The 23,151-nt window shown below is 64.1% G+C and carries 20 protein-coding genes and 3 pseudogenes; 13 read left to right on the top strand and 10 right to left on the bottom strand.

From position 1 onward, the window contains the following. The first annotated feature begins 294 nt into the window (after positions 1-294). Positions 295-3,078 carry a preprotein translocase subunit SecA gene (secA, locus tag NVV79_RS12610; protein ID WP_303989911.1) on the top strand — a complete coding sequence of 928 codons (2,784 nt, stop codon included), beginning with the start codon at positions 295-297 and terminating at the stop codon, positions 3,076-3,078. Positions 3,079-3,304: 226 nt separating this feature from the next. Here the strand turns inward: secA and NVV79_RS12605 are convergent, their stop codons facing one another. The 6 genes and pseudogenes from NVV79_RS12605 to NVV79_RS12580 form a co-directional block, all read right to left on the bottom strand. Then, complete coding sequence (locus NVV79_RS12605; RefSeq protein ID WP_303989909.1) at positions 3,305-3,574, bottom strand: hypothetical protein; 270 nt, start codon at positions 3,572-3,574, stop codon at positions 3,305-3,307. A 1-nt stretch (position 3,575) separates the two neighbouring features. Next, the gene (locus NVV79_RS12600) at positions 3,576-3,914 is read right to left on the bottom strand and encodes a hypothetical protein (protein WP_303989907.1); all 339 of its coding nucleotides are present in this window, start codon (positions 3,912-3,914) and stop codon (positions 3,576-3,578) included. 182 nt (positions 3,915-4,096) lie between these two features. Then, complete coding sequence (locus NVV79_RS22650; protein WP_369684724.1) at positions 4,097-5,122, bottom strand: L,D-transpeptidase family protein; 1,026 nt, start codon at positions 5,120-5,122, stop codon at positions 4,097-4,099. Between the two features lie 442 nt (positions 5,123-5,564). Then, positions 5,565-6,518: an acetyl-CoA carboxylase carboxyltransferase subunit alpha gene (locus tag NVV79_RS12590; protein WP_303989905.1), complete on the bottom strand. Its 954-nt coding sequence runs from the start codon at positions 6,516-6,518 to the stop codon at positions 5,565-5,567. Positions 6,519-6,751: 233 nt separating this feature from the next. After that, the gene (gene xerD / locus NVV79_RS12585) at positions 6,752-7,663 is read right to left on the bottom strand and encodes a site-specific tyrosine recombinase XerD (protein WP_303989902.1); all 912 of its coding nucleotides are present in this window, start codon (positions 7,661-7,663) and stop codon (positions 6,752-6,754) included. Positions 7,664-7,752: 89 nt separating this feature from the next. Next, positions 7,753-7,875, bottom strand: a pseudogene (locus NVV79_RS12580) (histidine kinase); the annotation flags it as partial. Positions 7,876-8,109: 234 nt separating this feature from the next. On the opposite strand from NVV79_RS12580, the pseudogene NVV79_RS22645 reads away from it, so the two are divergent. The 3 genes and pseudogenes from NVV79_RS22645 to aroB form a co-directional block, all read left to right on the top strand. Then, positions 8,110-8,199 (top strand): annotated as a pseudogene (locus NVV79_RS22645) (shikimate kinase); the annotation flags it as partial. An 85-nt stretch (positions 8,200-8,284) separates the two neighbouring features. Next, positions 8,285-8,608 carry a shikimate kinase gene (locus NVV79_RS22640; protein ID WP_369684731.1) on the top strand — a complete coding sequence of 108 codons (324 nt, stop codon included), beginning with the start codon at positions 8,285-8,287 and terminating at the stop codon, positions 8,606-8,608. A 5-nt stretch (positions 8,609-8,613) separates the two neighbouring features. Then, the gene (gene aroB, locus NVV79_RS12570) at positions 8,614-9,729 is read left to right on the top strand and encodes a 3-dehydroquinate synthase (RefSeq protein WP_303989900.1); all 1,116 of its coding nucleotides are present in this window, start codon (positions 8,614-8,616) and stop codon (positions 9,727-9,729) included. A gap of 131 nt (positions 9,730-9,860) precedes the next feature. On the opposite strand, the gene NVV79_RS12565 is transcribed toward aroB, so the two are convergent. After that, positions 9,861-10,136, bottom strand: coding sequence for a BolA family transcriptional regulator (locus NVV79_RS12565; RefSeq protein WP_303989898.1), 276 nt, complete (start codon positions 10,134-10,136; stop codon positions 9,861-9,863). Positions 10,137-10,180: 44 nt separating this feature from the next. Here NVV79_RS12565 and NVV79_RS12560 point away from each other — a divergent pair, with 44 nt between their 5' ends. The 4 genes from NVV79_RS12560 to NVV79_RS12545 all read left to right on the top strand — a co-directional run bounded on the left by NVV79_RS12560 (position 10,181) and on the right by NVV79_RS12545 (position 14,930). After that, positions 10,181-10,807 (top strand): J domain-containing protein, encoded by a 627-nt coding sequence (locus NVV79_RS12560; protein WP_303989896.1) that lies wholly within the window; start codon positions 10,181-10,183, stop codon positions 10,805-10,807. 120 nt (positions 10,808-10,927) lie between these two features. Next, entirely contained in the window at positions 10,928-11,911 is a 984-nt protein-coding gene (gene cobS, locus NVV79_RS12555) for a cobaltochelatase subunit CobS (RefSeq protein ID WP_303989894.1), read from the top strand. Between the two features lie 140 nt (positions 11,912-12,051). After that, positions 12,052-13,941, top strand: a complete 1,890-nt coding sequence (cobT, locus tag NVV79_RS12550) for a cobaltochelatase subunit CobT (RefSeq protein WP_303989892.1) — start codon at positions 12,052-12,054, stop codon at positions 13,939-13,941. Continuing rightward, positions 13,938-14,930 (top strand): esterase-like activity of phytase family protein, encoded by a 993-nt coding sequence (locus NVV79_RS12545; protein WP_303989890.1) that lies wholly within the window; start codon positions 13,938-13,940, stop codon positions 14,928-14,930. Before cobT ends, NVV79_RS12545 begins: the two co-directional genes overlap by 4 nt. Before the next feature lie 179 nt (positions 14,931-15,109). On the opposite strand, the gene NVV79_RS12540 is transcribed toward NVV79_RS12545, so the two are convergent. Continuing rightward, the gene (locus NVV79_RS12540; RefSeq protein ID WP_303989887.1) at positions 15,110-15,745 is read right to left on the bottom strand and encodes a VUT family protein; all 636 of its coding nucleotides are present in this window, start codon (positions 15,743-15,745) and stop codon (positions 15,110-15,112) included. A 328-nt stretch (positions 15,746-16,073) separates the two neighbouring features. Next, complete coding sequence (rpmB, locus tag NVV79_RS12535) at positions 16,074-16,358, bottom strand: 50S ribosomal protein L28 (RefSeq protein WP_303989883.1); 285 nt, start codon at positions 16,356-16,358, stop codon at positions 16,074-16,076. 199 nt (positions 16,359-16,557) lie between these two features. Between rpmB and NVV79_RS12530 the strand changes: the two genes are divergently transcribed. Continuing rightward, positions 16,558-17,352, top strand: coding sequence for a DUF3108 domain-containing protein (locus tag NVV79_RS12530; RefSeq protein WP_303989880.1), 795 nt, complete (start codon positions 16,558-16,560; stop codon positions 17,350-17,352). A 379-nt stretch (positions 17,353-17,731) separates the two neighbouring features. Here NVV79_RS12530 and NVV79_RS12525 read toward each other — a convergent pair whose 3' ends face one another. Next, the gene (locus NVV79_RS12525; protein ID WP_303989877.1) at positions 17,732-18,061 is read right to left on the bottom strand and encodes a nuclear transport factor 2 family protein; all 330 of its coding nucleotides are present in this window, start codon (positions 18,059-18,061) and stop codon (positions 17,732-17,734) included. A gap of 450 nt (positions 18,062-18,511) precedes the next feature. On the opposite strand from NVV79_RS12525, the pseudogene NVV79_RS12520 reads away from it, so the two are divergent. The 4 genes and pseudogenes from NVV79_RS12520 (at position 18,512) to fdxA (ending at position 23,109) form a co-directional block, all read left to right on the top strand. Continuing rightward, a pseudogene (locus tag NVV79_RS12520) lies at positions 18,512-21,593 on the top strand (helicase-related protein). Between the two features lie 3 nt (positions 21,594-21,596). Further along, a complete protein-coding gene (locus tag NVV79_RS12515) occupies positions 21,597-22,004 on the top strand; it encodes an RNA-binding S4 domain-containing protein (RefSeq protein ID WP_303989874.1) in 408 nt (135 codons plus the stop codon). A gap of 141 nt (positions 22,005-22,145) precedes the next feature. Beyond that, positions 22,146-22,649 (top strand): GNAT family N-acetyltransferase, encoded by a 504-nt coding sequence (locus NVV79_RS12510; RefSeq protein WP_303989871.1) that lies wholly within the window; start codon positions 22,146-22,148, stop codon positions 22,647-22,649. Positions 22,650-22,770: 121 nt separating this feature from the next. Beyond that, on the top strand, positions 22,771-23,109 hold the full coding sequence (gene fdxA / locus NVV79_RS12505; RefSeq protein WP_303989868.1) for a ferredoxin FdxA: 339 nt from the start codon (positions 22,771-22,773) through the stop codon (positions 23,107-23,109). Positions 23,110-23,151: the final 42 nt, after the last annotated feature.

Below are 23,151 nucleotides of genomic sequence, written 5' to 3'. Positions count from 1 at the left end.
CCTGCCCTTGCATGGCACCGGGGCCAAAATGTGCCGCGCCGTGTCATGCAATGGGATCGACAGCCGAAGATCCTGTTTCTGCCGGGATTTCCGGCAGGGCAGGCAGGTGTCGCCGATTTCGGCGACGTTGACAAGACAGGGGTCCGCTCTTACATCTCACGCGCTTTTCCGCCCTGTGGCGGGACATCAGAAATTTCAAAGCCGGAAAGGCTTTCTCATCGCGTCGACGCGGCCCAACGGTCCATTCCGCAATTTCCCCGCCGCACCCCGATGAGTCATAAAAGGACCTGATCTATGGCACTTGCCTCGCTCGCCCGGCGGATATTCGGGTCTCCGTCAGACCGCCAAGTCAAGCGATTCCAGGGCAAGGTCAACGCGATCAACGCGCTTGAGCCGGAACTGGAAAAGCTCAGCGATGACGAGTTGCGCGCCCGCACCGCCGAATTCAAGGCGCAGCTCGAAAAGGGTGCCGATCTTGAAGACCTGATCGTGCCGGCCTTCGCCACCGTGCGCGAGGCGTCCAAGCGCGTGCTCGGCATGCGCCATTTCGACGTGCAGCTCATCGGCGGCATGGTGATGAACGAGCGCGGCATTGCCGAGATGCGGACCGGTGAAGGCAAGACGCTGGTGGCGACGCTGCCGATGTATCTCAATGCCCTGACCGGGCAGGGCGCGCATCTGGTCACGGTCAACGACTACCTGGTCAAGCGCGACGCCGCCTGGATGGGCCAGATCTACAATTTCCTCGGCCTGTCCTGGGGCGTCATCGTCCATGGGCTGACCGATGCCGAGCGCAAGGCGGCCTATGAAGCCGACATCACCTACGGCACCAATAACGAGCTCGGCTTCGACTATCTGCGCGACAACATGAAATATACCCGCGCCCAGATGGTGCAGCGGGGCCATGCCTTCGCCATCGTCGACGAAGTGGACTCGATCCTGATCGACGAGGCGCGCACGCCGCTGATCATTTCGGGGCCGTCGGACGACCGCTCCAGCCTCTACACCACCATCGACGCGCTGATGCCGATCATCGGCGAGGGCGATTTCGACCTCGATGAAAAGCAGCGCGCCGCCACCTTCACCGATCAGGGCATCGAAAAGCTCGAAGCCAAGCTGACCGAGGATGGGCTGCTCAAGACCGGCTCGCTCTATGACGTGGAAAACGTCGCCCTGGTGCATCACGCCAATTCGGCGCTGCGGGCCCACAAGCTGTTCCGCCGCGACAAGGACTATATCGTCCGCAATGACGAAGTCGTCATCATCGACGAGTTTTCCGGCCGCATGATGCCGGGCCGCCGCTATTCGGAAGGCCTGCACCAGGCGCTGGAAGCCAAGGAACACGTCAAGATCCAGCCGGAAAACCAGACGCTGGCCTCGATCACCTTCCAGAACTATTTCCGCCTCTACAAGAAGCTGGCCGGCATGACCGGTACGGCGGCGACCGAGGCCGAGGAATTCGCCGATATCTACAAGCTCGACGTGGTGACCATTCCCACCAACGTGCCGGTGCAGCGCGTCGATGACGAAGACGCCATCTTCCGCACCGCCGAGGAAAAGTTCAACGCCATCGCCGATATGATCAAACAGTGCCAGGAGCGCGGCCAGCCCGTGCTGGTCGGCACGACCTCGATCGAGAAGTCGGAAATGCTGGCCGATCTGCTGCGCAAGAAGAATGTGGGCAGCATGAACGTGCTCAATGCCCGCCACCACGAGCAGGAAGCCTTCATCGTCGCCGATGCCGGCCTGCCCGGCGCCATCACCATCGCCACCAACATGGCTGGTCGCGGTACCGACATCCAGTTGGGCGGCAATCTCGAAATGCGCATCCAGCGCGAGACGGAGGGGCTGGAGGGCGAGGCCCGCGAGGCCAAGATCGCCGAGATCAAGTCCACCATAGCCGCCGACAAGGCCAAGGCCCTGGCCGCGGGCGGGCTCATGGTCATCGGCACCGAGCGCCACGAGAGCCGCCGCATCGACAACCAGTTGCGTGGCCGTTCCGGCCGCCAGGGCGATCCGGGCCATTCGGCTTTCTTCCTGTCGCTGCAGGACGACCTGATGCGCATCTTCCCGGTCGACAGCATGGATTCCATGCTCGGCAAGCTGGGGCTGGAGCAGGGCGAGAGCATCACCCATCCGTGGGTGACCAAGGCCATCGAACGCGCCCAGGGCAAGGTCGAGGCGCGCAATTTCGATATCCGCAAGAACATCCTCAAATACGACGACGTGATGAACGATCAGCGCAAGGTGATCTTCGAGCAGCGCATCGAGATGATGGATGCCGAGGATGTCAGCGAGACCGTCATCGACATGCGCCACGACGTGGTCGAGAACATCGTCGCCAAGGCCATTCCGCCGCGCTCCTATCCCGAGCAGTGGCATGCCGAGCAACTGACCGCCGCTGCCAAGACCTATCTCAATATCGATGTGCCGGTGGCCGAATGGGCCGCCGAGGAAGGCATCGATGCCGAGATCGTCACCCAGCGGCTGATCGAGGCCGCCGATGCCCATGCCGCCGCCAAGGAAGAGCGCACCATCGCCAGTATGGCTGCCGCCGGCGCTCCCAATCCGACCGTGATGCGCCAGGTGGAAAAGTCCATCCTGCTGCAGTCGATCGACGGGCTGTGGCGCGAGCATCTGGTGACGCTCGACCACCTTTCCAAGGTGGTGGGCTGGCGCGGCATCGCCCAGCGCGATCCGCTCAACGAATACAAGCAGGAGGCCTATGAGCTGTTCCAGTCGCTGCTGGTCAACCTGCGCGAACTGGTGACCACCCAGCTCAGCCATGTCGAGCTGCAGCCGCGCCCGGTGGCGCCGCCGGTGGCCGATCTCAGCCGGCTGCGCGAAACCCACATCGACCCGACCACGGGCGAAAACGACGCGGCAAGCGATGTGTCCGGCACCGTGCCGGGCCCCGGCTTTGCCGCTGGCCCCTTTGCCGACGGGCAGGGCGACGAGCAGGATGCCGACAAGTCCCTGCGTCCGATCGACCCCAAGCTGCTGGTCGGCGTCTCCCGCAACGCCCCATGCCCCTGCGGCTCGGGCAAGAAATTCAAGCACTGCCACGGTGCATTCTAGACTGCACAAAGGCCCGGAGCGATCCGGGCCTTTTCACTTCCGTCACCCGTCGTCCGGTGCGCGTGGTTACCCCCACCCTTGATCCCTCCCCACAAGGGGGAGGGAGACGATGAACACCGACATTCGAACTGGCGCCTCCCTCCCCTTGATGGGGAGGGATTGAGGGTGGGGTGGTGGGGGCTACGGAGGGCTGAAGAGAATGGAGCGCGATCGGGCTTGCTCTGCCTCAGCAGGTCACCCTGATCTCGGCATATCCTGTCACTTCGCCGGCCGAGACGACGCCGATCATGCAGGCCGAGCCGGGCAGGCCGATATTGCCGCCGGCGGCGATGACAGTGCCGTCGCTCAGCGAAATGAAGCCATTGTCCACCGCGCCGATCTCGACCTGGCCGGCTACGTCGCAGAGCGGATAGCTGTCGCCAGCCCCCACGAGAAAACGCGTGCCGGTGGGCAGGCAGTCGCCACCCTGCGCCGCGGCGGGTGCGGCAGCGGGCACATCAGGCAGGCTCGCGGCCGGCGCCGGGGCGCTGCGCCAGTTCTCTTCCAGAATGGCCAGGCGATTGGCGAGATCGGCAAGGCTGGCCGTGTCGGTGCCCGAGGGTGCCCTGCTGGCGGCCGAACAGTTCGATGCTCACGCGCAACTGGGCGATATCGGTGGAGAGCCGCACGATCTCGCGCTGGGTTTCGCTATAGAACCAGGCGCTGGCGCCGATGGCCGCAATACCCACCAGCCCGACCACGAAGCTCAGGACATTGGCCAGCGGCATGCGCCGGCGCGGCGGGGACAGCTCCGTCCGCTTCTCCCCCTGGACATCGATAGAGGCTGTCTCTTCCAAGGCTGACGTCTCCATACTGGCTGCCGCGTCCATCGGCGCAGATTGCGGCCTGGATATGGTATCGCAATTCTCAATGACCAGTAGACCTCATGGTGAGCCTGTCGAACCACGAGGTCGTGGCACGGGCCTCCACTCGCCCGCCCTCGTGGTTCGACAAGCTCACCATGAGGGCTTTGTAACGTCTACCGCGACAGCGGCGGCATCGGCCGGGGCGCCGGCTGGCCAGACATGACCGGCACGATATCGGCATCCTTGCCACCGAACATGCTGCCAATGCCGCTGAAGAAGCCGCCTATGGCCTCGCCGCGCGCCTTGGCGGCGGCTTCGGCTGCTGCCTGCCGCTCGGCTTCCGCCGCCAGCCGCGCCGCCTTCTGCGCTTCGCTTTCGACAGCGGCGACAAAGGCGGTTTCGTCGGCCTGCTGCTTGGCGGTCAGCGCGGCATTCTGGATCACGGGCGGGCAGGGACCCATCGGGTTGAGCGCGCCGCCACCGACCGCGTTGAAGATATACTGCCGCTCGCACACGTCCCAGGCCGGCGGCGTCTTGGTCAGCTCGAACAGGTCGTAGCCTTCCTTGATGTCCTTCCAGAAGCCGATATGCGGGCTCGAGGCCTTCTGTGCCAGTTTGGCGGCGGTCATCTTGAACGGGAAGATTTGTAGCTGGAAGCTCTGGTTGCCGCCCTTGAAGCTTTCGCGGGCCAGCGCATAGATTTCGGCAATGCCCTCGTCGGTCATGGCGTAGCAGCCGCGCGACGAGCAGTCGCCATGCACCATCAGGTCGCTGCCGGTGCGGCCCCAGACGCGGTCGAACTTGTTGGGAAAGCCGGTATTGAAGGCCAGGTAATAGCTGGAGCGCGGATTCATCAGGCCGGGCGTGATCGTATAGAAGCCCTCCGGGCTCTGCCGGTCGCCTTCCTTGATCTTGGGGCCGAGATCGCCGGAATAGGCGCAGATCTCGTAGGTCTTGAACAGCCGGAACGAGCCTGATGTGGTGCGCTTCCACACTTCGAGGGTCTTCTCCTCCTTGAAGATGCGCACCATCATGGCTTCGCCGGGCGAGGAACCCATATTGCGCAAACCCGCCTGCACCACGCTGGACAGCGGCTGGTTATGCCGGTTGTCGCTGGATTTGGGCAGGAAGCCGCCGCAGGCGACGAGCCCGAAGGCGACCCAGAGCAGGATCAGCACCGAGGAAATTTTGCGAAGCATGGTGGCGGTCAAGGTCGGCGGCCCGATGGACGTGTTGAAGCGGTGACCCATAGGGCCCGGTGGTTACCGCAGCATGAGTTTTGCTGGTGAACGAAGCGTTAGCACGCTGCATAAAGCGCTGGAAGCGGGGCGATATCACGCAAGTGTGTGGCGGTTCTGCCGAATGCCAAGGTTCCTCTGCTGGGGCGTATTCACTTCGGACTTCTGGTGCTTGGGCTCTTCCCCTTCTCCCCTCGTGGGAGAAGGTGCCCGAAGGGCGGATGAGGGGGTGCTGAGCTAGCCTTCGGCATTGAAGCATGGGATGGCGCAGCCCCCTCACCCGGAAATCCGCTGGACGCGGATTTCCACCCTCTCCCACGAGGGGAGAGGGGAAGCCGGGCTCATTCTTCCAAGTAAACCCTCCCCCTATCAGGGGAGGCTAGGAGGGGGTATCCCCCTAACCCTAAAGCGTCGAGCCGATCGCCAGGAATTTCTCGCGGCGATGTTCGCGCGTTTCCAGCCGCCCCTTGCCCTCGAAATCGGCGAGGAACCCGGCAATCGCCGCGCGGGTCGCATCCATGATGGCCTCGTGATGGCGATGGGCGCCGCCGGCCGGTTCGGGGATGATGCCGTCGATCACGCCGAAGCCCAGCAGGTCCTGCGCGGTGATCTTCTGGGCCGTCGCCATGTCCTGCGCCTTGGCGGCGTCGCGGAACAGGATCGAGGCGCCCGCTTCAGGCGAGATCACCGAATAGATGGCATTTTCCAGCATCAGCACGCGGTTGGCCACGGCGATGGCAATGGCGCCGCCCGAGCCGCCCTCGCCGATGACGATGGCGATATTGGGCACGCCCAGTTCGAGGCATTTTTCGGTCGAGCGGGCAATGGCCTCGGCCTGACCACGCTCCTCGGCGCCGATACCGGGATAGGCGCCGGCGGTGTCGACGAAGGAAATCAGCGGAATGTTGAAGCGGTCGGCCATGTCCATGATGCGGACGGCCTTGCGATAGCCCTCGGGGCTGGCCATGCCGAAATTGTGCTTGAGGCGCGTTTCGGTCGAAGAGCCCTTTTCCTGGCCGAGAATGGCCACCGACTGCCCGTTGAAGCGGCCGAAGCCGGCCAGCAGGGCGGCGTCCTCGCGATATTTCCGGTCACCGGCCAGCGGCGTCCATTCTGATATCAGCTTGCCGACATAGTCGGAGAAATGCGGGCGCTGCGGATGGCGCGCCACCTGCGTCTTCTGCCAGGGGGTGAGCTTCTTGTAGATTTCGACCAGCGCCTCGTCGGCGCGGCTGGACAGCCGGTTGACCTCTTCGTCGATGCTCACGGCCTGGTCGCTGGTGGCCATGGCCTTGAGTTCGGCGATCTTGCCCTCAAGATCGGCAACCGGCTTTTCGAAATCGAGATAAGACTGCATCAACCTGCCCGTTCGGGTCTATCTGTGGACCCTGGATTATGGGCCGCTGCTCTTGCGCCCTAAAGTGGCCGGAAAGTGGCGATGGCGCAATGCCGAGTCAAGGCTCTTGCCGTGCCCTTCCCCCAAGTAGGCCTCATCCTGAGCCTGTCGAAGGACGAGGTCGTGGCACCCAAGCCTCCACTCGCCCGCCCTCGTGGTTCGACAAGCTCACCATGAGGTCTCGAAGATAGTCGTCACCCCTCCGCCAGCGGGTGATGGGTCTCGACCAGCGTGCGCAGCTTCTCGTCCAGCACATGGGTATAGATCTGGGTGGTCGAGATATCGGCATGGCCGAGCAGCATCTGCACCACGCGCAGATCGGCGCCGCCGGCCAGCAGGTGGCTGGCAAAGGCATGGCGCAGCACATGCGGCGCCACCCGCGATGGGCTGATCCCGGCATCCATGGCCAATTGCTTGAGATCACGGGCAAAAACCTGCCTGCTCAAATAGCCGTCGGCCCCGGATGCCGGGAACAGGAAAACCTCGTCCTTTTCAAGCGTTGCGGCATAGGCCTTCACGGCATCGCGCGCCCGGTCGTTGAGCGGCACGATGCGCTCCTTGCTGCCCTTGCCGATCACGGTCAAAAAACTCGCGTCGCGCATCACCGCCGAGCGGCGCAGGCTCACCAACTCGCTGACGCGCAGGCCAGTGGCATAGAGCAGTTCGAGCAGCACATAGAGCCGCTGGGCTGTCGCCTGCTTTTGCGGCGAAGCCTCCTTGTTGGCTTCGGCTTCCGCCGTGGTGAGCAGCTTGTCGACCTCGGCCAGCGACAGTACTTTCGGTAGCGCCCGCCGGCTCTTCGGGCTGGCGACGATCCGCGTCGGGTCGTCCCCGCGCATGCCGTCGGCACAGAGGAATTTGTGGAACTGCCGGATCGCCGAAAGCCGCCGCGCCGAAGACGCGGCCGACAACCCGTCATGCTTGAGCCGGTCAAGAAAGGCATTGACCGTGTCGCGATCCACAGTCAGCAGCGTCTGCTGCCGGCCCGCGACATAGCCGGCATAATCGGCCAGGTCGCGGCGATAGGCCGCGATGGTGTTCTTGGCTGCGCCGCGCTCGGCGCTCATCATTTCGAGAAAGGCGCCGATCAGGTGGCCGCCGCTCATGGCGTGGCCGGCTCCGCCGCCGGTTCTTCGGCCGCTGGCACCTGCTGTCCCGGCAAGGCCGGCTGCCCGCCCGAAAGCAGGTCGCGCTGGGGAATGCGGATGGTCACTTCCTTGGGCGTCGGCTCGACGAAGGCGACCAGCGCGAACATGCCGGCATAGACGAGGCCAGCCAGGAAAAGCAGCGTGATGATGAGACGGATCAGAGTGGGCATTGGCAGTCCGGCTGTCGGCTTTTGCGCAATTTGCCAGCAAAAGGTTTCGTTTCCGTAGGCATAGTGCGGTCTCGTGGCGCCAACTGCAAGTTCTTGACAGGCGGGGCGGGGGCGGGTTCATAGCGGCAAGATCAGGGGAGCGCCTTCTTGAACCGACCCGACGCGGTATCGCGGCAGGCCCGCGCCGAACACCTTGCCGAGCGGCTTGCCGGCAGGCCGCTGGTGCTGGTCGGCATGATGGGCGCCGGCAAGACCACGGTCGGCCGCCGCCTCGCCGCCCGGCTCAACCGCCATTTTCTCGACAGCGACGAAGAGATCGAGAAGGCGGCGCAGATGAGCATTCCCGAGATTTTCGAGCAGCGCGGCGAACCTGAGTTCCGCGCCGGGGGAAACCCGCGTCATCGCCCGCGTGCTCAAGGACGAGGGCGTCGTGCTGGCCACCGGCGGCGGCGCCTTCGTCAATGCGGAGACGCGGGCTCTGGTCAAGGCCGAGGCCCTCTCCATCTGGCTCAAGGCCGAGGTCGATATCCTGTTCGAGCGGGTGTCGCGCCGCTCCAACCGGCCCTTGCTCAAGACCGCCAATCCCCGCGCCACCCTCGAAAAGCTGATCGAGGATCGCTATCCCATCTATGCCGAAGCCGATGTCACCGTCATCTCGCGCGATGTACCGCAGGATGTGGTGGCCGGCGACGTGATCGACGCCGTGCTCGGCTACCTCAAGCGCCAGGACTGATTGATATGGCCGACATCGCCCACACAGTTCACGTCGCTCTCGGCGAGCGGGCCTATGACATTTTGATCGGCGACAGCCTGCTCGACGATGCCGGGAAAATCCTGGCCGAGCGCTTTCCCGGCCGCCGCTATGGCATCATCACCGACGATAATGTGGCCAGGGCGCAATTGCCGCGCCTCATCGCCTCGCTCGACGCGGCGGGGCTCGGCCATACCGAGATCGTGCTGCCATCAGGCGAAGCCACCAAGTCGTGGGCCTTTCTCGGCCAGGCCGTCGAGGGTATCCTCGCCGCCCGCCTCGAACGCGGCGACCTCGTCATCGCCCTGGGCGGCGGCGTCATCGGCGACCTGGCCGGCTTTGCCGCCGCCATCGCCCGGCGCGGCATGGATTTCGTGCAGATGCCGACCTCGCTGCTGGCGCAGGTCGATTCTTCCGTGGGCGGCAAGACCGGCATCAATTCGCCGCAGGGCAAGAACCTGATCGGCGCCTTCCACCAGCCCAGGCTGGTGCTGGCCGACCTGTCCACCCTCGACACGCTCGATGCTCGCCAGTTCGCTGCCGGCTATGCCGAAGTCGTCAAATACGGCCTCATCGACGACGAGGACTTCTTCTTCTGGCTCGAAGAGCATCAGGCCGAAATCTTCGCCGGCGGCGCGGCGCGCGGCGAGGCCATTGCCCGTTGCTGCGCCCACAAGGCGCGCGTGGTGATCGAGGACGAAAAGGAGCTCGGCGTCCGCGCTTTGCTCAATCTCGGCCACACGTTCGGGCATGCGCTGGAAAAGGATACCGGCTATTCCGACCGCCTGCTGCATGGCGAAGGTGTCGCCATCGGCATGGTGCTGGCGCATGGCTTTTCCGCCCGGCTGGGACTGGCGCCCAGCCAGGATACCGGCCGTATCGCCGCGCACTTGAAGAAGTCCGGCCTGCCCACCACTTTGGGTGACATCCCCGGCACGCTGGGAACCACCGAAACATTGATGGCCGCCATCGCGCAGGACAAGAAAGTCTCGCGCGGCGCGCTGACCTTCATCCTGACGCGAGGGATTGGGCAGGCGTTTATCGAGAAGAATGTGGATGGCGCCGCGGTGGCGGAATTCTTGAACGAGATGCGGAAGGCGTGACCTGCGACCTGCCCAAGAGACCTCATGGTGAGCTTGTCGAACCACGAGGTCGAGCGAGTGGAGATTTGTTTGCCACGCCCTCGTGGTTCGACAGGCTCACCATGAGGGCTACTGTAAACTAGCTCCTGGCCTTACTCCCACGGCCCATCCACCGGCAGCACCTCGATCGCCAGGGCATGCACACGGTCCTTGAGTTCGGCGTCGAGAACGTCCATGACGGCGCGGTGTTGCGCCACGCGGCTCATCCCGTCAAAATGCCGGGTCGCGATTCTGACACGAAAGTGGGTTTCACCACCCTCCCGCCATCCGGCGTGACCGAAATGCTTGTTCGATTCATCGATCACATCGAGGAAAACGGGGGCGAATTGAGCGGCGAGCTTGGCTTCTATCGTGTCTTTGGCACTCATGGCGGCAAGGCTTTCTATCTGGTTTAGGCACGTAACTAGGCGCAATGAAACTGCAATCCAAGCTCTTCGATACCATCCGCATCAAGCCGCGCCGGGAAGAAAAGCCCGCGCCGGTCGAACATGTCTGCGATTGGGAAGGGTGCGAGCTGGCCGGGGACTACCGTGCGCCCAAGGGCCATCGCAGCGAAGGCCAGTACCACCATTTCTGCCTCGAGCATGTCCGCCACTATAATACAGCCTTCAACTTCTTTGCCGGCATGGACAAGGACGAGCTGGAGGATGCGCTGCATACCCCGCCCAAGGCCGAGAGCCGGTCGAGCTTTGCCACCGGCAATGCCGGTGGGCGCGCGCCGCGCAGTGCCCGCGAGAGCCTGCGGCCGGGCGACCGCTTCGGCGATCCGTTCGGCGTCTTCGCGCGTTATCGCCACCGCCAGGCGCAAAAGCCGGCGGCCGAGCGCGTCCGCCCGATGCATGAGCAGGACCGGCGGGCGCTGGAAACGCTGGGCCTGATCGGCCACACCAAGTCCGACGACATCAAGCGCGCCTACAAGACCCTGGTCAAAATCCATCACCCCGACGCCAATGGCGGCGACAAGGCCAGCGAAGAACGGCTGCGCACCATCATCGCGGCCTATGCCCATCTGAAGAAGACCGGGTTTGTGGCGAAGTGATCGTGCCACGAGGGCGTGCCGCCAAGTGACTTATGCGCGGCAATGCCTACCGTCACCGTCACAATGCTGCTATAGAGCCCGCGACTTCCTGCCTGAAATCTTTCCGCCAAGAGCCACGTCATGACTGAGTATACCAATCTGCCCGACACCGAATATTCGGCAAGGGAGCTGTTCGGCATCGATACGGACATGAAGGTGATGGGTTATCGCGAGGCCAGCGGCCATGTCCCGCCGGTCGATCCCGATTACCTGTTCGACCGCAACACCACGCTGGCCATTCTGGCAGGCTTCGCCTTCAATCGCCGCGTCATGGTGCAGGGCTATCACGGCACGGGCAAATCCACGCATATTGAACAAGTGGCCGCCAGGCTCAACTGGCCGCTGGTCCGCGTCAATCTCGACAGCCATGTCAGCCGTATCGATCTCGTCGGCAAGGACGCGATCGTGCTCAAGGATGGCAAGCAGGTCACCGAATTCCGCGACGGCATCCTGCCCTGGGCGGTGCAGAACAATGTCGCGCTGGTCTTCGACGAATATGATGCCGGCCGTCCTGACGTGATGTTCGTGATCCAGCGCGTGCTGGAAGTGGCGGGCCGGCTGACCCTGCTCGACCAGAACCGCGTGATCGTGCCGCATCCGGCCTTCCGCCTGTTCTCGACCACCAACACGATCGGTCTGGGCGATACGTCGGGCCTCTATCACGGCACCCAGCAGATCAACCAGGGTCAGATGGACCGCTGGAGCCTGGTCACCACGCTCAACTACCTGCCGCATGACAAGGAAGTCGGCATCGTTCTGGCCAAGAACAAAAGCTATGGCGAGAATGACAAGGGCAAGAAGCTGATCGCCAATATGGTGCGCCTGGCGGACCTGACGCGCTCGGCCTTCATCAATGGCGACCTCAGCACTGTCATGAGCCCGCGTACCGTCATCACCTGGGCCGAAAACACCGCCATTTTCGGCGGCGATGTCGGCTTTGCCTTCCGTCTGACCTTCCTCAACAAGTGCGACGAACTCGAACGCCCCGTGGTGGCCGAGTTCTACCAGCGCGTGTTCGGCGAAGATCTGCCGGAAAGCTCGGCCAATCTGGCCGTGACGGCCTGATCAAAGCCACGGCCTCGCCCTTCGACAGGCTCAGGGTGAGGCCTACTGTGAATTCTGCGATGCAAAAGTAGACCTCATGGTGAGCCTGTTCAGGTGCGCAAGTTGCGCACCGGGAACCACGAGGTCGTGGCACCGATATCATGGCACAACCACCGCGCAGCAAAGCCAACAAGCCCGACCAGACCCAGGTCTTCAAATCGGCCATGGGTGCGACGGTGCGCGCCATCGGGGCCAAGCCCGAGCTGGAAGTGACCTTCACCTCCGACCGGCCGCTGCTGACTTCGGACAAGGCGCGTCTGGCCAATCTGCCGCGCCTGCCGACCCGCCGCGACATCGCCATTGCCCGCGGGCAGGGCGACGCCATGGCCATGCGGCTGGCCAGCCACGATCCCGATACCCATCGCAAGCGCTCGCCCATCGACCCCGTGGCCCGCGCCGCTTTCGACGCGCTGGAACAGGCCCGCGTCGAGGCCCTGGGCTGCGTGCGCATGCCCGGCATGGTCGGCAATATCGGCGAGATGCTGGAAGATCGCCTGTTCCGCGCCAATTTCGCCGAAGTCGACAACAAGGGTGATGCCCCCATTGCCGAGGCTTTGGGGCTGCTACTGCGCGAAAAGCTCGCCGGTGTGCCGGTGCCGCCTTCGGGCCATGCTCTGGTCGATCTGTGGCGCAAGGAGATCGAGGACAAGGGCGGCAAGTCGCTCGATGACCTGCTGACCCGCTACGAAAGCCAGGACGAGTTTTCCAAGGCGGCCAAGGCGCTGCTGCGCGACCTCAATCTCGTGCCCGAAAGCGAACTGGACGACCCTGACGCCTCCGACGAGGAAGAGAGCGAAAACCAGGACCCCGAACAGGGCGATAGCTCCGACAAGTCGCCCGAACAGGGCGAGGGCGAGAACGACAGCCAGGACAGCCAGCAGGACGAGCAGGCCGGCGAGAGCGAAGAGACCGGCGATGTCGAGGGCATGGAATCGGACATGGCCGATACCGACGAGGACGCGGCCGCCGAAGCCGGTGAAGACGCGCCCATGCCGCCCCCGGCCAAGGATGGCGGCAACCAGCTCTCCAACCAGTTCAACTACAAGATCTTCACCACCAAGTTTGACGAGATCGTCAAGGCGGCCGAATTGTGCCCGCCCGACGAGCTGGACCAGTTGCGGGGCCTGCTCGACAAGCAGCTCGAAAACCTGGCCGGCGCCGTGGCCCGGCTGGCCAACAAGCTGCAGCGGCGCCTGATGGCCAAGCAGAATCGGAGCTGGCAATTCGACCTCGAGGAAGGCCTGCTGGATACGGCGCGCCTCACCCGCGTGGTCACCGATCCGATGCAGGCCTTGTCCTTCAAGGTCGAGAACGACACCGATTTCCGCGACACTGTGGTGACGCTGCTGATCGACAATTCCGGCTCCATGCGCGGTCGCCCGATCACCATCGCGGCGATCTGTGGCGATATTCTCGCGCGCACGCTGGAGCGCTGCGGCGTGAAGGTCGAAATCCTCGGCTTCACCACCCGCGCCTGGAAGGGCGGCAAGAGCCGCGAAGCCTGGCTCGAAGCCAATCGCCCGGCCAATCCGGGCCGCGTCAATGACGTGCGCCACATCATCTACAAGGCCGCCGATGAGCCGTGGCGCCATGCGCGGCGCAATCTCGGGCTGATGATGCGCGAGGGCCTGCTCAAGGAAAATATCGATGGCGAGGCGCTCGAATGGGCGCGCAAGCGCCTGATGGCGCGGCCGGAAGCCCGCCGCATCCTGATGGTGATTTCCGACGGTGCGCCGGTGGACGACTCCACCCAGAGCGTCAATGCCGGCAATTATCTCGAAGCCCATCTGCGCCAGGTGATCGAGGATATCGAGACGCGCTCGCCTATCCAGCTTGTGGCCGTGGGCATCGGGCATGACGTGACGCGCTATTATCGTCGCGCCGTGACGCTGCTCGATGCCGAGGAGCTGGCCGGCGCGCTCACCGATGAGCTGGCCGCCCTGTTCGACGAGGAAATGCCGGCCCAGTCGCGCAGGCGAGGGCGGGGATGACCCTGTGGCGCGTCGCCATGACAGCGGCGATGCTGGCGGGGAGCCTTCCCGCCATGGCCGTCGAGGTGAGCGTCAGCGCCAGCCCGATCACCCAGTTCAAGGATGCCGGCATCGACCAGAAGGTCGACAGCCTGATCTTTCGTGGCGGCATCGCCCTGGTCAGCCAGGATGACACATTCGGGGGCCTCTCCAGCCTCACCATGACCGGGCCGGACCAGCAGGCGACCTTTGTCAGCGACCGCGGCAATTTCGTCTCCGGGCAACTGGCCTATGACGATGCGGGGCGCCTGTTCGGCTTTATCGGCACCTGGATCGAGCCGATGCGCAATTCCAGGGGCGACCTGCTGCCGCGCCAATATGCCAAGGATGCCGAAAGCGTCGATACCGTCTATCGCAATGGCGAGCCGGTGGCGGTGCGCGTCGGTTTCGAGAACCTGACGCGGGTGGCCGATTTCGCGCTGACCGACGGTCTGCCGGGCGGCCCGGCGCGCGAAGTGGCCATTCCCGACTGGCTGACCGACCTGCGCACCAATGAAAGCCTCGAATCGCTCTGCATCGCCCCGCCGGCCTCGCCCATTGCGGGTTCGACGCTGTTGCTGACCGAAGAAGCGCTGGATGAGGACGGCAATCACCGCGGCTGGCTGCTCGGCCAGAACGACAAGGGTCCCATCGGCTACCAGAACAGCCCGGTGGTGAACCCCACCGACTGTGCCTTTCTGCCCAATGGCGACCTGCTGGTGCTCGAGCGCGGCGTTTCCATGCTGAGCTTCGTGATGAACCTGCGCCGCGTCCCCGCCGCCGAGGTGCGGCCGAACACCATCATGGCGGGCGAATTGCTGCTCTCGGCCACCGGCGGCAGCATCGACAATATGGAATCGGTCGCCGTCCACACCGCCCCCGATGGCGAGCTGCGCATCCTCATCGGCTCGGACAACAATTTCAACGACTGGCAGCGGACATTGCTGCTGGAGTTTGCACTGCCGGAATAGTTCCGCATCCACCCCCTCTCCCCTTGAGGGAGAGGGATAGAAAATCCTCGTTCAGAGGATTTTCGAGGGTGAGGGGTGCTGCGCCATCCCATGCTTAAATGTAGGCGGATAGCGCTGTAGCCCCCTCATCCGCCCTTCGGGCACCTTCTCCCACGAGGGGAGAAGGGAAGGGGTTGCCCCTAAGCCGCCACCGCATTCCGCCCGGCCAGCCATCCCCGCAGCGTCTTGTATGGCGCCAGCAGGATCACGGCGAGCGCGAGCTTGACCAGGAAGTCCCCCAGCCCAAGCGATACCCAGAGCTGCACCTCCGGGCCCACGCCCAGCAGCGGCGCCGGGAAGGCCAGCGAGGAATCGTCCATGCCGAAAAAGCCGTCGATGCCGGCAAAGGCCGGGGCCATGGCCAGCGAGAAGAAGATCATCGTGTCGAGGGCCGAACTGACCAGCGAGGAGAACATCGGCGCCTGCCACCAGGCGCCGTGGCGCAGCCGGTGGAAGATGGAGATGTCGAGGAACTGCGCGACGAGGAACGCCGTGCCCGAGGCGATGGCGATGCGCGGCGTGGCGAGATAGATCGAGAGCACCACCGCGACGGCGAAGCCGGCGACCACGACGAGGCGGGCCTTGGCCGGGCCGAAGGCACGGTTGGTGAGGTCGGTCACGAGGAACGCCACCGGATAGGTGAAGGCGCCCCAGGTGAGGATGTCACCGAGATTGATCGGCCCGAGCTGGGCCGCGACGGGGTATTGCACCAGGAAATTGGACGCGGCGACAACCGCGACCATGGCGGCAACAGCCGCCAGGAAACGAGCAAGCATCAGAATGCACCTCTATGTAAGCGCGATCCGGCATAAGACCGGGGCGCTGGATTATGGACAGGTATCACCCCATCCACTGAACGTCACCCTCGGGCTTGACCCGAGGGCTCTTCACTTACCGAACGCAGTACCCCCACCCTCATTCCCTCCCCACAAGGGGGAGGGAGGCGATGAACACAGGCATTGCAACTTGCGCTTCCCTCCCCTTGATGGGGAGGGATTGAGGGTGGGGTGCGGCCACAAGCGCGAACGCTGTGGCCTATGCCCCCAAAAACAAAACCGCGCGGAGCATGACCCCACGCGGCTAAATCGTCTATCGGCCGATCGCTCAGACGGCGAGGGCGGCGCGAATTTCCTTCTTGATGCCCTGGGCGAGCGGGGACAGCGTGTCGTCGCTCTGCTTGAGCAGGAAGGCGTCCAGGCCCCCGCGATGCTCGACCGTGCGCAGGGCGGCAGCCGAAACGCGCAGCTTGATGCCGCGGTTGAGCGCGTCCGAAAGCAGGGTCACGTTCAGCAGGTTGGGGAGAAAGCGGCGGCGGGTGCGGTTGAGGGCGTGCGAAACGTTGTTGCCAACCATAACGCCCTTGCCGGTGAGTTCGCAGCGACGTGCCATTTGGGAGATATCCTATTTGTGTAAAGGTCCTGCGTGGCGGGAAATCCCGCGACGGGCCTCGATTGTCATGAAATCTGGCGGTTCTTTAGAGAAAAGGGGCCTCTGCGTCAAGCCGAGCGCCTTGCATGGGCCATATCACGCAGGCAGTTTTGACATTGATGCTGATTCGCGTCCCGCCCATTGCAGAGAACTTGTTGTCTTGATCCAGTTCCGTCTCGTCCGTCCGCTCGCTCCTTTGGCCGCCCTGGCGGTATTGCTCAGCCACCCGGCCGGCGCGGCCGAGGTCGATGCCACGGCCAGCTATATATTGACGCTGGGCGGCATCAATATTGCGGCCATGAAGGTCGATCTGGAAGACAGCGGCAGCCATTACCGGCTCGATCTGTCGGCCAATGTGGCGGGGCTGGGCACGCTGGTGGCCAGCGGCACCGCCAAGGCCACCTCGGAAGGGCGCTCGTCGGGTGCGGCGCTGCAGTCCGAGGAATTCGATCTCGAAACCCGCGCCAATGGCGAGACGTTCACGGTCGATGTGTCCTTTGCCGGGCGCGACGTCTCGGCCTTCAAGGTCACCCCGCCCATCATCGACAATTACGACCGCGTGCCGCTGGAGCGACGCCACCTGACCGGAGTGGGCGATTTCCTCTCCGCCTTCGTGCTCAAGGGCAATGGGCTGGACAAGAGCCTCTGCCAGCGCAAGGCCAATATCTTTACCGGCGTCGAGCGCTTCAACATCGCCATGAGCTATGCCGGCGAGGACCAGGCGACCTCGGCGCGCACCGGCTATCAGGGTCCCGTCGTGCTCTGCACGGTGGATTACGACCCGGTCTCGGGCCATTTCAGCAGTTCCGATATCACCAACTACCTGGCCGACAGCGACCGCATCATCATCTGGTATGCCCCGCTGGGCGAAACCGGCTACTTCATCCCCTATCGCGTGCTGCTGGGCACCAATATGGGTGATCTCTCCATGGTGCTCACCAATATGCGCTTCTAGGCGCCTTGTCCCGCGGCGGGACGGTCAAACGCTTTTTCCTCAAGATCGCTCGGCCAAAGCGGCGGGGCATGGGCCGGCAGGCGTTAACGCCGCCGCGCGGGCGAAAAATGTTCGCGCAAGGTTCCGGTGAGATTCGGCCGGAAAAGCCCGAAATTTACCCTTTGATCACCAAGATGAAGCCGTTTCGGGCCAATTCGCCGCCCGGCACCCGGCATGCCACGGCCGTAGTGGCTCCGGCGCTTTCCGCACACCAGATATGGCCGTGAACAAAGCCGCATTCCGGGCTCTCGCCCGATTCTGTCCCCGTTCGTTCCCGGTTTGGTTCGGGTATGAATGGCATTGCCGCCGCACCGGGTTTTGTGTGCCGGTTTGGGAATGCCTACAGAGTCTCCAGCCAGCGGATAAGCCCGTCTCCCACCACGAAGGCCTGGCGCAATGTTGCCGGGCTGCCGGGGAAGGTGCCCGAGACCACGAAGGTCACGATGGTTCGATCGCCTGTCGTCTCGGCTGCCTCGACCACGTAACGAGGGTGATACCGGGTCTCGACCCGGTCCAGCCAGGCGGCGATGGCGGCAACGGTGGTGAGGGTTTCACCCTCGTCGCGCACCACGGCGCCGGGGGCGAAGAGGCTGGCGGTATCGCGGTGATCCGTAGCGGCAAAATAGGCGGCCAGCGGAGCGGGCAGGGTGGCTGGGTCGAACTGGGACATGGCGGACTCGATTCTATCGTGCAGGAGGGAGCTTTCTGCGCCGCTCACCCTGACAGACCCCGTCAGCAGCCTTGTCCCATCCCGATACGGTCAAGCACCGCCTTCCTCAATTTGCGCCCGAGGGCGCCCCGCTCCGCCGCATCATCGTCATAAACTTGCCAAAAATCTTTGCAAAACAAGCGTTTACCCGTCGTTCACGAATGCCCGATTCGCAGGGTGACTTTACCCTTTCGCAACGAAGCTGAACGGTTTGGGGACTGTCGGGCCGATTTCCCGGCCAAAGCCGCGGCGTCTAGTGGCCTTTCCCCGCGGCACCCACCAGACTTGGTGGAGAACGAAGCGGGATTCACCTGATCGCGCCGATTCGGTGCTGTTTCGTTCCTGTCCTGTTCCGTGTGTTAAACATTGTGACAAAACCATCGCAGAGCCTGTCCTTTCCCGGGACAATGCATGGCGGCCCTCGCAAGTGTCACGCTGACCCCCTACATTGCCGGAAATGACTTTCGCGCCCCCCAATCGGTCAAGGCGATTCTTGGCCCCACCAATACCGGCAAGACCTATTTTGCCATCGAGCGCATGCTGGCCCATCCATCGGGGATGATCGGCCTGCCGCTTCGGCTATTGGCCCGTGAGGTCTATCAGCGCTGCGTCGAGCGGGTCGGCGAGCAGGCGGTGGCGCTGGTCACCGGCGAAGAGCGCATCGTGCCGGCCAAGCCGCGCTACTGGGTCTGCACCGTCGAAGCCATGCCGACCGATATCAGGGTCGACTGCGTGGCCATCGATGAAATCCAGGTCGCCATCGACTTCGACCGCGGCCACGTCTTTACCGACCGCATCCTCAATGCCCGCGGCACCAGCGAAACCCTGCTGCTCGGCGCGGCCACCATGGCCCCGGTCATCCGCAAGCTGCTGCCCCATGCCGACATTGTCGACCGACCGCGCTTTTCCCAGCTCACCTATTCGGGCAGCAAGAAAATCTCGCGCCAGCCGGCCCGCTCGGCCATCGTCGCCTTCTCGGCGCGGCAGGTCTATGCCATTGCCGAACTGATCCGCCGCGAGCGGGGCGGCGCCGCCGTGGTCATGGGCGCGCTCAGCCCGCGCACCCGCAATGCCCAGGTCGAGCTTTACCAGAATGGCGATGTGGATTTCCTCGTCGCCACCGATGCGATCGGCATGGGGCTCAATCTCGATATCCACCACGTCGCCTTTGCCGATGACAGCAAGTTCGACGGCCATACCAGCCGTCCGCTGACCGCGGCCGAACTCGGCCAGATCGCCGGGCGGGCCGGGCGTCATGCGCGAAATGGCACGTTCGGCGTCACTGGCGGCACCGAAGGGTTTGACGAGGAAATGGTCGTGGCGCTCGAAACGCACGACTTCGAGCCCATCAAAGTGCTGCAATGGCGCAACAATCGGCTGGATTTCTCATCCATCAATGCCTTGCGCGACAGCCTTGAAATGGTCCCCGAACACCGCAGCCTGACGCGGGTTCCCGTTGCCACCGACCAGCATGCGCTGGAGTTCGTGGCCCGCAATGAAGCCGGGCAATTGGCGCGCGGCCTCGATGGGGCGCGGCTGTTGTGGGAATGCTGCCAGATCCCTGATTATCAGGGCATTTCGCCGGCCAATCATGGCGAAATCGTCACGCGAATTTACTCGGACTTAGTCAAGCGCGGCAAGGTCAACGAGGACTGGATTGCCGAGCAGGTGCGCTTTTGCGACAATGCCAGTGGCGACATCGATACTTTGAGCAACCGGATCAGGCAGATACGGACTTGGACCTTCGTCGCGAACCGCAAAAACTGGCTTGCAGACCCTTCACATTGGCGCGAAAAGACCCGAGACATTGAGGATCGCCTGAGTGATGCGCTGCATGAGCGGCTTACCCAGAGATTCGTCGACCGGCGCACCAGCGTCCTGCTGCGTCATCTGAAAGACAAACGTATGGTATCTCCCGAGATCAATAGCCAAGGCGAAGTTCGGCTGGAAGGCCATCTTATCGGCACGCTCGAAGGCTTCCGCTTCACCTTGGCGCGCTAATGACGGCGATGCCGACATCAAGGGCCTGCGCTCGGCCGCTGATCAGGTCGTGGCGCCCGAAATCCACAATCGCGCCGACCGCCTGGCGGGTGCGCCGAACGAGGAATTCGTGCTGGCCACCGATGGCCGCCTGCGCTGGAAGGGCGATATCGTCGCCGAACTGGTCGAGGGCGATGCGCTCTATCGTCCGCGCATCCTGATCCTGGCCGATGAGAGTCTTACCGGCCCCGATCTCGAACGCGTGCAGGACCGGCTCAGCCTGTGGCTGCGCCACCATATCAATACCGTGCTCGAAGGCGTCATGGCGCTGGAAGCGCCGGCCGATCTGGAAGGGGCCGCCCGCGGCATTGCCTTCCAGTTGTTCGAACATCTCGGTCTCCTCCCGCGGCCGCTGGTGGCCGACGAGGTCAAGGGGCTCGACCAGGATGTGCGCGGCAAGATGCGCAAGCTGGGCATCAAGTTCGGCGCCTATCACATCTATCTGCCGCTGTCGCTCAAGCCCGCCCCGCGCGAGCTGGCGCTGATTCTCTTCGCGCTCAAGAATGGCGGCGTGCGCCAGGCTGGCGTCACCGACATCCCCCATATCGTGCTCAGCGGCCGCACCAGCTTCGTGGTCGATCCCGAGGTCGATACGCGGCTCTACGAGATCGCCGGCTTCAAGGTGGCCGGCAAGCGCGCCGTGCGCGTCGATATCCTCGAGCGCCTGGCCGATATCATCCGCCCGCTGATCGCGCTCGATCCGAGCCGTCATCAGGGCGAACTGCCGGCTGGCGCAGCCGAGGGCAATGGCTTCCGCGTCACCGTGGAAATGACGTCGCTCCTGGGCTGCTCGGGCGAGGATTTCGCCTCGATCCTCAATTCGCTCGGCTACCGCGTCAAACGCACACCCAAGGTTCCGGCCCCTGCCGTCGCGGCGGACGCCACGGCCGAAGCTCCGGCGCTGGAAGAAGTGCTGGCCGAAAATCCTGCTACCACCGATCCGGTGGATGCGGCCCCCGTCGAGGCCGTGTCCGATGCCGCTGCGGTCGTGGAAGCCGATATCCCCGCCACGACCATTGTCGAGGCTGCGCCCGAAGCTGCTGCCGAGCCGGCCACGTCTGTTGAGGTAGTGCCCGAGGCTGCCGAACCGGCAGCGCCCGCCGAGCCCGAATTCGACGAGGTCTGGTCCCCGGCCGGCAAGCGTCCGGATCGCGGCCGGCACGAGCATCGCCGCCGCCCCGAAGGCGAAGGCCAGCAGGCTCGCCCCGACCGGCAGCGCCAGCCGGCCAAGCGCCGCCCCGAAGGCGAGGTGCAGGACCTGTCCAAGGCCCGTCATCTCAATCCGAAGCTCAAATTCGAGGGCAAGGGCCGCAATGACAACAGGCGGCCCGACGACCAGAAGGGCGACCGCGCGCGCTTCGAGCGTCCGCGCGAAGAGAAGCGCGAAAAGACCTTCGATCCGGACAGCCCCTTCGCCAAGCTGGCGGCCCTGCGCGACCGCAAGGCAGAGTAGGCCTTGGCGGAAACCTCCGAACCCCTCCGCAAGGAAAGGCTCGACAGGTTCCTGTTCTTCTCGCGCGCCCTCAAGTCGCGCACGCTGGCGCAAAAGCTCATCGAGACCGGCGCTGTCAGAGTCAATTCCGAACGCAGCACCCGTTCCGACCACAAGGTCGGGGCGGGCGATGTGCTGACCATGAGCCTGCACGGCCGGATCGTCGTCTGGCGCATAGTGGATTGCGGCACGCGGCGCGGCCCGGCCACCGAGGCGCAGGGATTGTACGAAGACCTCTCCCCGCCCGCTCTGCCCAAGGCCGACCAATCCCCCTATGACGCCGCCATCGCGCCACGCGACGACGGGGCAGGGCGCCCGACCAAGAAACAGCGGCGAGAGACGGATCGGCTCAAGGGCGGGGATGAGGAGTGATCCACGCTGCCCGCATAAACTGGATCGTCACCCTCGGGCTTGACCCGAGGGTGTTTCACTTGCTGAGCTTTCGGTAAGTACAGAGCCCTCGGGTCAAGCCCGAGGGTGACGATTTGTGATGGGGAGGGTTAAGAGAAAAGCATGACCATCCCAACGCTCACCACGCCCCGGCTCACCCTCCGGCCATCCGCCTATGCCGATTTCCCGGCCTATGCAGCATTGATGGCCTCGCCGCGCTCCATCCATATGGGCGGCCCCTTCGATACATTTGCGGCCTGGGGCCTGTTCTGCCACGACGTGGCGCTCTGGCACCTGTTCGGCCATGGCGCGCTGATGATCGACCTCACCGAGACCGGCCAGTGCGTCGGCCAGGTCGGCATCAATCACGGGCCGCTCTTTCCCGAAAAGGAGCTGGGCTGGCTGCTCTATGATGGCCATGAAGGCCAGGGCTATGCAATCGAGGCGGCGCAGGCGCTGCGCGACTGGGCCTTCGCCAGCGGCGGACTGACCACGCTGGTCAGCTATTGCGATGCGGGCAATGTCCGCTCCATCGCCGTGGCCGAACGGCTGGGTGCGGTGCGCGACCCTGCTGCACCCAAGCAGGACCCCGAAGACGTGGTGTTTCGCCACCAGCCCGGCCGCTAGCGCAACAGTGTTCCCTTTTGGCGCTCCCCTGCGCCAAAAGGTGCGCCCCGGCAGCCTTGCGGCGCTGCGGAAAACGGTTTAGCACCGGACCCGTTGAGACCTGCCGGACTGCCGCCCCGATATGACCTATATCGTCACCGACAATTGCATTGCCTGCAAGTATACCGACTGCGTGGAAGTGTGCCCCGTGGACTGTTTCTACGAGGGCGAGAACATGCTGGTGATCCACCCCGACGAGTGTATCGACTGCGGCGTGTGTGAACCCGAATGCCCGGCCGAAGCCATCAAGCCCGATACCGAGTCGGGGCTCGATGAATGGCTGGCCCTCAACACCAAATTCGCCTCGATGTGGCCCAACCTGACCGAGCGCCGCGATCCGCTGCCCGAAGCCAAGGAAAAGGACGGCGAAGAGGGCAAGCTCGAGAAGTATTTCTCCGAGGCCCCCGGCGAAGGGGACTGAGCTTCAATCCTGCCTGTCCGGTCCACCGCGGTCGCCCCGCAC

It is taken from the genome of Devosia ginsengisoli (assembly GCF_024707105.1).
In the GTDB taxonomy this organism is placed as follows: domain Bacteria; phylum Pseudomonadota; class Alphaproteobacteria; order Rhizobiales; family Devosiaceae; genus Devosia; species Devosia ginsengisoli_A.
This window is presented reverse-complemented; position numbering and strand designations above follow the sequence as displayed.

Coding starts and splice junctions, on each gene's coding strand:
- secA (WP_303989911.1), top strand. CDS start 295: ATGGCACTTGCCTCGCTCGCCCGGCGGATATTCGGGTCTCCGTCAGAC.
- NVV79_RS22650 (WP_369684724.1), bottom strand. CDS start 5,122: ATGCTTCGCAAAATTTCCTCGGTGCTGATCCTGCTCTGGGTCGCCTTC.
- NVV79_RS12590 (WP_303989905.1), bottom strand. CDS start 6,518: ATGCAGTCTTATCTCGATTTCGAAAAGCCGGTTGCCGATCTTGAGGGC.
- xerD (WP_303989902.1), bottom strand. CDS start 7,663: ATGAGCGGCGGCCACCTGATCGGCGCCTTTCTCGAAATGATGAGCGCC.
- aroB (WP_303989900.1), top strand. CDS start 8,614: ATGGCCGACATCGCCCACACAGTTCACGTCGCTCTCGGCGAGCGGGCC.
- NVV79_RS12565 (WP_303989898.1), bottom strand. CDS start 10,136: ATGAGTGCCAAAGACACGATAGAAGCCAAGCTCGCCGCTCAATTCGCC.
- NVV79_RS12560 (WP_303989896.1), top strand. CDS start 10,181: ATGAAACTGCAATCCAAGCTCTTCGATACCATCCGCATCAAGCCGCGC.
- cobS (WP_303989894.1), top strand. CDS start 10,928: ATGACTGAGTATACCAATCTGCCCGACACCGAATATTCGGCAAGGGAG.
- cobT (WP_303989892.1), top strand. CDS start 12,052: ATGGCACAACCACCGCGCAGCAAAGCCAACAAGCCCGACCAGACCCAG.
- NVV79_RS12545 (WP_303989890.1), top strand. CDS start 13,938: ATGACCCTGTGGCGCGTCGCCATGACAGCGGCGATGCTGGCGGGGAGC.
- NVV79_RS12540 (WP_303989887.1), bottom strand. CDS start 15,745: ATGCTTGCTCGTTTCCTGGCGGCTGTTGCCGCCATGGTCGCGGTTGTC.
- rpmB (WP_303989883.1), bottom strand. CDS start 16,358: ATGGCACGTCGCTGCGAACTCACCGGCAAGGGCGTTATGGTTGGCAAC.
- NVV79_RS12525 (WP_303989877.1), bottom strand. CDS start 18,061: ATGTCCCAGTTCGACCCAGCCACCCTGCCCGCTCCGCTGGCCGCCTAT.
- NVV79_RS12510 (WP_303989871.1), top strand. CDS start 22,146: ATGACCATCCCAACGCTCACCACGCCCCGGCTCACCCTCCGGCCATCC.
- fdxA (WP_303989868.1), top strand. CDS start 22,771: ATGACCTATATCGTCACCGACAATTGCATTGCCTGCAAGTATACCGAC.